Raw genomic sequence first — 3,193 nt, 5'->3', positions numbered from 1 at the left:
AGCCATTGTGGTACGACATCGGGTTAAAGAACACCGCATCGTCGGCAAGCGTCCTCAGCCCCCAGCCGGAATGGAAGGAGGCGGAAAGCAGCTGGTCGGCGACCATCTGGGCCCGCGCCGGCTCAGGCAATCCGACAAAGAGCAGATGCCCGGCATTCGAGGTCCGCACCTTGCAGGGCTCGCCGGCACCGTCGATCGCAAGGGCATAGAAGCCGAGATCGTCAAGCCAGAAATCGCGTTCCACCGCCACCCGCATCGCCTCGGCGCGGTCCTCCCAGTGATCGGCTTTGTCGTCCTCGCCACGGCGGCGGGCAAGCTTGGCCAGCCCGCGGAAGGCGGCAAAGACATAGCCCTGCACTTCGACCAGGGCTATCGGGCCCTTGGGAATGCGGCCATCGGCATGGAAGACCGAATCGAAACTGTCCTTCCATCCCTGGTTTGCGAGGCCGGACTCGGCCGCTCGCTGGTAAGTCACGAATCCGGTCTCCCGGCCCGCCTCCTCCGTCCATTCGGCCGCCGCGCACAGCGAAGGCCACAGGCCGTCGATGAATGCCATGTCACCGGTACGATCGGCGTAGGCGCAAGCAAGATAGATGTAGAGCGGTGTCGTATCGACGCCACCGTAGTAGCGGCCGAAGGGAAGCTCCCGCAGCGCCACCATTTCGCCTTTGCGGGTCTCGTGCATGATCTTGCCCGGCTGCGAATCGCTGAACGGCGATGTCTCGGTCGCCTGATGCTGGGCCAGAAAGGCCAACACGCCCCGCGCCAGCCCGGGATTGAGCCACAGCATCTGCAGCGCCGAGATGACGCCGTCACGACCGAACGCCGTCGAGAACCAGGGGATGCCGGCATAGGGATAGGGGCCGGTCGCCAGTTCGGTGGTCAGCAGCGCGACATCGGCGCGGGCGCGCTCGACCCAATCGTTGAAGACACGGCCCGAGCTGCGCACCGTCGCGCCATGGCGACGTTTGGCCCGCATGCCAAAGCGGGCGCGTGCGGCAGCGGCGCGGAACCGGTCGCGGTCGGGCTTGTCGGCCACCTCGGGACCGACCTCGACATAGAGCACCTTCCTGCTGCGCTTGGTCACGGCGATCAGGAAATCGGCACGGTTGGCTGTCAGTTGGTCCGGCGCCTGCGAGAACGATATCGCAGAGAGGCGGGCCAGGCCATCGAGCCCGTCATAGCGCAGCAGGACCGACGTCGCGTCTGTTTCGGCGGCATGGGCCAGCCCGCGCTTCAGCCGTGTCGAGCCACGCACTTCGAACATGTCGCGGAAATCGGCGGAATAGTGCAGGGAAACGTTGATCGTCGAATGTTCCCGGCTGTAATTGGAAAGCGTGATGCGTTCGAACAGCCTGTCCTGCCAGAGCAGCCTGACGCGTTCGATGTGGATGGCTCCCTGCGGGATGTCGCGTCCGCCGGCGCTCTGTATCGGCAGATTGGTCAAATTGGTGGTGAACAGCACATTGTCCTGGCTGAGCGAGGCGCCGAGCAGCGATGTCTGCCTGCCGCCGACGGTCAGCCGGAACTCGGAAAGAACCCGTGTGTCGTCGCGAAAGAAACCGTCGCCGGCTCCACGTATGTCGCCATAGGCGTCGGCAACCGCGAAGCAATCGCCCTGTTTGAGCGCAAACAGCCGATGCGGCTCGCGAGGTGCGGTGGCGTCGAGCGATGCAAGCGCAACCGCAGGATCGAGCTGGCGCTCATCGAGTTGGGCCATTCGTCAAAGATCCCTGTTGTTTCGTTGCCGTGGCTCGAGCACGTCGCTGCTCAAGACGCCTTCGCCGCGCTCGGGACGCCGATCAGGCCCGCATAGGCGGCCAGATAGTCGCCGGCCATTCTTCGAGCGGAAAAACGCTTTTCAAAAACGGCCCTCACCTTGCGCCTGTCGAGCTGCAGCAAAGCAGGCACCGCGGCGACCGCTCCATCCAGCGTGTCAGCGATGAAACCGGTCACGCCTTGATCGATGATCTCGGGCAGCGCACCGCAATTCCAGGCGATCACCGGCGTACCGCAGGCCATGGCCTCGATGGCGGCGAGCGCGAACGGCTCCGGCCAGTCGATCGGGAACAGCAGGCCGGCCGCCTTGCCGAGAAATTCCGCCTTCTGGTCCTCCTCGATCTCGCCGACATAGACGATGCGATCGCCGTCGATCAACGGTTCGACCACCTCGTGGAAATAGGCGCGGTCGTCGTCGCCGATCTTTGCCGCAAGCTTCAGCTTGAGCCCCGACCGCAAGGCGATCTCGATGGCGCGGTCCGGGCGCTTGTCGCGTGAGAACCGGCCGAGGAAGGCAAGGTAGGGTTCTTCCGCCGTCGTCTCGAAAGTCGGTTCGTAGAGAGTGGTCGGCAGCCCGTGATGGATCGTCGCCAGCCAATTGGCCTTGGCAAGGCCCGCCTTCTGGCTGTGCGAAATGGAAATCAGGGGAAAACGCGGAAACCGTTCATAGGCCGGCGCCAGGTCCACATAATCCAGCCTGCCATGCGGCGTCGTCACCGTGCGGTCGGCGAGATCCTCGAAGAAGGAAAAGTGCAGGAAATGGCTGAGGTGGAAGTGGATGACATCGAACTCCGACGCCCGGTCCCTCACCTGAGCAAGCATCGAAAGATGCGCAGCGATCTCGGATTTGAGCGGACGCGGATCGAGGCGCAGCGCGCGTTCCCGGCTGGCTACCAGCGTCGCGGAAGTCTGGCTGTCGCCACTGGCGAACAGCGTCACCTCATGGCCCAGATCGACCAGCGCTTCGGTTAGATACGAGACGATGCGCTCGGTGCCGCCATAGAGCCTTGGCGGCACCGATTCATAAAGCGGCGCGACATGGGCGATTTTCATATTCCATCCTGGATGCTGGGCATGCAGGTGTGAAATGCGTCAACGCCTCGATTGGTTCCGATTTTATGATCGAGCCGTCGGCACCAGAGGCCGCAGTCGGCATGCAACTGTGCGTCAAACGGATTGCGCGATCAGGGTCAGAAAGCCACCGCTCAGGGCGACATTGCCGACGAAGCCATTGATGCGGGACGCACGATCCGGGCCCTGATGGTCCCAAAAATTGTGGAACATCGGCGTGGCAACGATCAGGAACACCAGCAGCACCGCGGCCGCGAGTGCCGTCCACAATCCTGCGATGACCAGCACGCCGGCGGCGATCTGAAGCACGATGCCGAGCCACAGCGCCAATCTTGCCTGCGGC

3 protein-coding genes are annotated in these 3,193 nt (G+C 63.7%); all 3 read right to left on the bottom strand.

The window, feature by feature from the left end:
* The coding region (locus tag EN964_RS29930; protein ID WP_127277101.1) for a glycogen debranching N-terminal domain-containing protein at positions 1-1,720 on the bottom strand (1,720 nt) is incomplete at its 3' end.
* A 50-nt stretch (positions 1,721-1,770) separates the two neighbouring features.
* Positions 1,771-2,832 (bottom strand): glycosyltransferase family 4 protein, encoded by a 1,062-nt coding sequence (locus tag EN964_RS29925; protein WP_127277099.1) that lies wholly within the window; start codon positions 2,830-2,832, stop codon positions 1,771-1,773.
* Between the two features lie 114 nt (positions 2,833-2,946).
* A partial coding sequence (locus EN964_RS29920) for a DoxX family protein (RefSeq protein WP_164776086.1) occupies positions 2,947-3,193 on the bottom strand: 247 nt, incomplete at its 5' end.

Origin of the sequence: Mesorhizobium sp. M7A.F.Ca.CA.001.10.2.1 (genome assembly GCF_003998575.1) — a bacterium.
Lineage (GTDB): Bacteria > Pseudomonadota > Alphaproteobacteria > Rhizobiales > Rhizobiaceae > Mesorhizobium.
The sequence above is the reverse complement of the archived record's forward strand: the minus strand, read 5'-3'. Positions and strand labels throughout refer to the sequence as shown.